This is a genomic window from Oribacterium sp. (assembly GCF_057249185.1).
In genome coordinates, this window is sequence record NZ_DBHIGR010000136.1 from 1 (window position 1) to 6,240 (window position 6,240).

The 6,240-nt window shown below is 44.2% G+C and carries 3 protein-coding genes and 1 pseudogene; all 4 read left to right on the forward strand.

Features of this window, described 5'->3' with window-relative positions; genetic code table 11:
• Positions 1 to 554 (forward strand): annotated as a pseudogene (locus ACO4PX_RS07880) (oxaloacetate decarboxylase subunit alpha); the annotation flags it as partial.
• 699 nt (positions 555 to 1,253) lie between these two features.
• Positions 1,254 to 2,846 carry an N-acetylglucosaminidase gene (locus ACO4PX_RS07885; protein WP_485549603.1) on the forward strand — a complete coding sequence of 531 codons (1,593 nt, stop codon included), beginning with the start codon at positions 1,254 to 1,256 and terminating at the stop codon, positions 2,844 to 2,846.
• Positions 2,847 to 2,962: 116 nt separating this feature from the next.
• Positions 2,963 to 4,222, forward strand: a complete 1,260-nt coding sequence (locus tag ACO4PX_RS07890) for a cohesin domain-containing protein (protein WP_485545675.1) — start codon at positions 2,963 to 2,965, stop codon at positions 4,220 to 4,222.
• Positions 4,223 to 4,519: 297 nt separating this feature from the next.
• On the forward strand, positions 4,520 to 6,240 hold a 1,721-nt coding region (locus ACO4PX_RS07895; protein ID WP_485572196.1), incomplete at its 3' end, for a Clp protease N-terminal domain-containing protein.

The following is a 6,240-nucleotide window of genomic DNA, read 5'->3' on the forward strand; positions in this document are numbered from 1 at the left end:
TCCTTTCCACAAAGGTATTGGGCGTAGATATTAAGGCCTTAAAGTATCAGGTTCCCGGAGGAATGTTATCCAACCTGATTTCCCAGCTTCATCAGGCAGGAAAGGACGAGAAGCTTCAGGAGGTTTTGGAGGAGGTTCCAAGAGTGCGTAAGGACTTTGGAGAGCCGCCACTGGTTACTCCTTCTTCTCAGATTGTAGGAACCCAGGCGGTAATGAATGTTATTACCGGAGAGCGTTATAAGATGGTTCCCAAGGAGTCTTATAAGCTGGTTGCGGGAGAGTTCGGTAGAACCGTAAAGCCTATGGATGAAGAAATGCTGAAGAAGGTCTTAAAGGGAGAGAAGCAGATGACAGATCGCCCTGCAGATCATATTCCCCCACAGCTTGAGCAGTTTAAGGAAGAATGTAAGGAATGGACACAGCAGCCGGAAGACGTACTGTCTTATGCATTATTCCCTCAGGTAGCCAAGGACTTCTTCCAGTACAGAGATGCTCAGAAATCCGGCATCGCGTTAAAGAACGCGGACAAAGAAAATAAAGCCTACCCGGTGTAATACGAGGTAGAAAAAACAATACAGAAGGAAGCAAAAAAGGACTGTAAAAAATTAAGCTCATAAAGAAATTTCAGCAATATAGGTCTGAAACGGGGCACGCTCTCGCTAGCCTCGCCTCACAGCGGATACTAAGCGAAAAACTACGTTCCACTTGTTTTTCGCAAGTACCGGTTGGCTCAGACTACCCCGCATTCAGACCTATATTGTCGAAAATTTCTTCCGAATCTTGATTTTTGCAGCCCTTTTTGCTTCCTTCTACATTATTTTAGAGTCTATAAGCAGAGGAGTATCATAATTTATCTCTTCTTGGATAGCTTTTGATAAGGGACAATCTGAGCCCGTCGGCTCTTAGCTTTTGTTTTGTGAAAGCTTAGTGCCGTTACGTGGCGAGGTTAGCGAGAGCGTGTCCCGTTCCAAAAGCTATACGGTAGAGGATAAATTCATTCCAGCTATAATCTCTTTATATCCTCGTTCATTACGTTTCTTTGTCATTTGTCTGAATAATTCCAAGAAGCATTGACGGGAGGAAATAAAAAAATTAAAATGATGCAAGAAAATCTTCATTGAAAATTATTTTTTAATCTTTATAATTTCCGATAGAAATGCAGATGTATAAAGACAGGGATTTTTTCCCTGATGGATCACAAAGAGATGCTTCTTCGAGAACATCCTTCTTTGGCGTAAAGGGCAGGGAGAAAAATGATAAAGACAAGTTGGAGAGGTTTTATAAGTTTAGGATTAATCTTGAGCAGTATTTTTGCTACGCAAGCTTTTGCTGCAGAAAAGGATGCCGTAATTAAAGGCAGTATGGTCAATGTAAGGGCTGAAGCCAATAAAAACAGTAAAAAGGTGACGAACCTTTATTCCAATACAGCCGTAAAAGTAGGGGATCCGGTACAAAACTCCTCCGGAGAAAGCTGGTATCCGGTTAGCTTCCAGGGGGGAAACGGATATATCCGTTCCGATTTTGTAAAATTTCCGGTTCAATACCAAAGGGATGAGGCCTTTGAGAACGCTTTGAATCAACAGGGCTTTCCGGAAGCCTATAAGGACGGCTTAAGAGCCCTTCATGCAGAGTTCCCTAACTGGCAGTTTAAGGCTTTACATACCAATTTGGATTGGCAGAGAGTTTTAGACGGTGAAATGGAAGGAACAGGCAGTCTTGTAGACAAGAATGCTATTTCATCCTGGAAGTCCACCGATCAGGGAAAATATGACTGGAATACAGGAACATGGGTAGGATTTGACGGTCCTACCTGGGTTGGTGCCTCCAGACAATTAACTGCGTACTATATGGATCCCAGAAACTTTTTGGATGAGTCCTACATTTTCCAATTCTTACTCCATAGCTATAATCCTGATGAGCAAACCAGAGACGGTTTGGTAGCTATGCTAAAGGGTAGCTTTATGGATAGCGGAAGTCAAGCCGGTGGAAATGGGGGAAACAGCGGAGGAGATGCTTCCTCTGCCCAGAGTTCAACGGAAACAGTGGTTATTTCCAACGAAGAACCGGGAACAACCTTATCAAATGCGGAGGGAACGGTTATTCCTTCCGAAACCACAGCGGCATCTACAGACAATTCCAATACAAACAGCGGAACCAATGCAGGCGGTGTGGATTATGTGAGTATCATTATGAAGGCTGCAGAGCAGTCTAAGCAGAATCCCTATGTTCTGGCTTCCATGATTTTACAGGAGCAGGGAAAAGGAACCAGCGGTTCTATTTCCGGAAGTAGCGGACATTATAATTATTTTAATATCGGAGCTTACCAGGACGGAAAGATGGGAGCCATCGAGAGAGGAATCTGGTATGCCAAGCAAAGTGGCAGCTATATGCGTCCCTGGAATACCAGAGAAAAGTCCATTGTGGGCGGAGCACAGTTCTTTGCGGAAAATTATATGAATGCGGGACAGAATACTTTGTATCTGAAGAAATGGAATGTACAGGGCTCCAACCTGTTTAAGCATCAGTACATGACTAATGTACAGGGCGCTGCAGAGGAAGGAGCCAAGTTATCCTCCGCTTACAGCAAGGATATGAAAAATAAAGCGCTGGTTTTCTCCATCCCTGTATATAAGGATATGCCGGGACAGAAAGAGCCGATTCCTACCGGTGATGAGAAGCCCACAAGAAAAGACAGTGGAAGCAGTTCCGGAAATACCTCGGGAAGCGGAAACGGCGCAGCAAACAATGCCGGAAATACAAGCGCTAATGGAAACAGCAGTAGCACAGCAGGGAAGACTGAAAGCGGTGTAGAAGTAGTGGAGATCGGGAAGAGTCCTCTTGGTTAAAAAGTCTTGAAAGAATTCTCTTCTTTCAGTAAAATATAACGGAATATGTCGAGTAAAACTTCGGGTACTGTCAGAGGATGGGAAGACTCGAATCAGAGGAATTTGAGGAAATAATAATGAAATCATTACAATATATACTATATACTTGCCTGCTCAGCCTTCTGTTTTCCATGGCTGTGTTTGCGGCAGACGGACAACTGAGCTTTTCCGATCCGACTGCCAAGGTGGGAGAAGAAATCACGGTGAATATGAAGATTAAAAGTGATACTCCTTTAGCCAGAGTGGATATCACCCTTCGCTACGACAGCAATTCTTTGCAGTTTGTCAGCGGAACGAATACTGATGGAGGTGCAGGAACTCTGCGTGTACACGGTACCGGCGATAATTCCGTAGCAAACACCTTGGCATTTGCTTTGAAATTCAAGGCTGCTTCCGCAGGACAGTCCAGTATTACGGTAGAAAAGCAGGAAATATACAGCGGGGATGAAAGTCTTTTAAACCTTACCCATGTGGGAAAGGGCGCTGTAAATATTACTGCGGAAGAAACAAGCAGTGAAAGTGCGGCGGAAACCTCGGCCTCTGCAGAAGAAAGTGAAGAGGCGGAGACCAAGAACGAGGGGGTTAAGCTTACCGCAAAGGACAAGAGCATTACCATTATGAATCCCGGCTCCGATGTAAAGATTCCGGATGGCTTTTGGGAAAGCACCATTGATGTAGACGGTCATCAGGTAAAGGGATGGGTATGGAAGGCTGATACAGAGCATCAGTACATCATTGTTTATGGAATGAACGATGCTGGGGATTTACATTTTTATCGTTATGACTTAAAGGAAAAAACCATTCAGCGGTATTTTCAGGATCCTTTAGAGGCTGAGCAGAAGAAAAATGCGGAAAGCTATCCGACTTTATTGACTCAATATGATACTTTGGTAGGAAAATATAATGTTCAGACCATCTTAAGCATAGTTTTTGCCTTAGTGGCTTTGCTCCTTGCCGCCCTATCCATCTTCCTGTGGCAGACACGTAGCAGATTGAAGAAAGTTATTGCCTTCCAGAAAGAAACCTTGGAGCGAGAGCGAAAGGAAAGCCGACCCAATGTAGAGCGTTTCTCTTTAAAGGAGGAATTTCCCATGAAGGAAAAGGATTTCTCCGAGGAAGAGGAAGAAGAGGGAAGAACCAAGCTGATTGGACGTAGACCCAATGTGCATCATGAGGGTGAAAACGGATCCGATATTGAAGATGCGGATTTAGGAGCCACCAGAGCGATTTCCTTATCTGCGGAAGATAAGAAGCGATTGGCGGATAAAGAGAAGCATAAAAAAGAGGATTCTTTGGAGCATACCAAAGAAGTAGAGCTGGAAATCGAAGAGCTGTAAGTTCTATGAGCCATAAAGAATTTAAAAGCTGTAATGGCTTATAGAATTAAGAGAAACATGATGTAGAAGCTGTTTATCATGCAGTATAGCCATAAAAAGTAGGAGATCCGTCCTAAGGCTATACTGCTTTTTTTCATGAAAATATTTCTTATAGGACTCCTTCACAGATTATTCAAAAAGCTTTGCTATCATGATAAAATATTTAGATTCAATCAGAAAATTTTAACTGGACAACACTGCTTTTAGGGACTATAAAAGCAGAAACAGTATTGTATAGAAAAGGATAGGGTGGAGAAGATGAATCAGTTTACGATACAGGCGCAAAGGTCTTTACAACTTGCCATAGAGGTGGCTGAAGAGTGTCATCATCAATATATTGGAACAGAGCATATCCTCTTAGGTCTTGTACGGGAAGGTACAGCCGTTGCAGGGAAGGTTTTAAAGGCAAATGGCGTAACGGAAGAAAAGATTGCGGATATGATTGCCAAGTTTATGGTTAGCGGAGAAAGCGGTGTTTCTCTTGCAGACCCCAGCGGTTATACCCCATCTGCCAAGAGAGTTCTGGAGCAGGCGATGCAGGAAGCCAGAGAGGGGCAGTCCCGTCTGGTGGGAACCGAGCATCTTTTGATGGCCATTTTGAAGGATGGAAACTGTGTGGCATCCCGAATTATTTCAACTTTGGGTGTTTCCATGCAGAAGATTTATACCCAGTTAAATTCCGCCATCGGAAGAGACAATCTGGTGGAAGAGAGAAATAATAGAGAGAAGGAAGTACGATCCGTGCAGACGCCGACATTGGATCAGTATTCCCGGGATCTTACTGCGTTGGCAAAGGAAGGAAAGTTGGATCCTGTGGTTGGTCGCGGACAGGAAATTATGCGAATGATTCAGATTCTGTCCAGAAGAACCAAGAATAATCCTTGTCTTGTGGGAGAACCGGGAGTGGGGAAGACTGCTGTGGTGGAAGGCTTGGCCAATAAAATTGCGGCAAAGGATGTTCCGGACAGTATTTTAAAAAAGCGTTTATTAACCTTGGACTTATCTGCCATGGTGGCAGGCTCCAAATACCGTGGAGAGTTCGAGGAAAGGATTAAGAAGGTTATTCAAGAGGCAAGAACAGACGGTGAGGTGCTCCTTTTTATTGATGAGATTCATACCATCATCGGAGCGGGAGGTGCTGAGGGAGCACTGGATGCTGCCAATATTTTAAAGCCTGCTCTGGCCAGAGGAGAGTTGCAGATTATCGGTGCAACCACCTTGGAGGAGTATAGAAAGCACATCGAAAAGGATGCGGCACTGGAAAGACGTTTTCAGCCGATTACTATAGAAGAACCTACGGAAGAGGAAAGCATCAAGATTCTGGAAGGAATTAAAGAGCGCTACGAAGAGCATCATCAGGTTGTAATTGAAGAAGAGGCTATTCTGGCGGCGGTAAAGCTTAGCGCCCGCTATATTAACGATCGATATTTGCCGGATAAGGCCATTGATTTAATCGATGAGGCTGCTTCTAAAATTCGCATCTTAAATAGCGGAGAGCCTGCAGCCATCAAAAAACTAAGAGCCCAGATTGCAGAATTTGAAGAAGAAAAGGAAGATTGCATTCGTAGGGAAGATTTTGAAGGGGCTTCTCAGATTAAGAGAAAACAGGAACAGAAAAGAAAGCGCCTGAGTAAGGAACTGGAGCTTTGGAAGAAGGAAAGGGAAGAGAATCGTCTTCACGTTCGGGAATCGGACATTGCCCAGGTAGTTTCCGATTGGACGAAGATTCCTACCAAGAAGCTGGAAGAAACGGAGACGGAAAGATTGAAGAATCTTGAAAATCTTCTTCACGAAAGAGTGATTGGTCAGAATGAGGCGGTGAAGGCTGTTGCGCAAGCCATCAAGAGAGGCCGTGTAGGTTTAAAGGATCCTAAGCGTCCCATCGGCTCCTTTATGTTCCTTGGGCCTACCGGAGTAGGAAAGACGGAGCTGTCCAAAGCTATTGCGGAGGTGATTTTCGGCTCTGAACAAAATCTTAT

Coding starts and splice junctions, on each gene's coding strand:
- ACO4PX_RS07890 (WP_485545675.1), top strand. CDS start 2,963: ATGAAATCATTACAATATATACTATATACTTGCCTGCTCAGCCTTCTG.
- ACO4PX_RS07885 (WP_485549603.1), top strand. CDS start 1,254: ATGATAAAGACAAGTTGGAGAGGTTTTATAAGTTTAGGATTAATCTTG.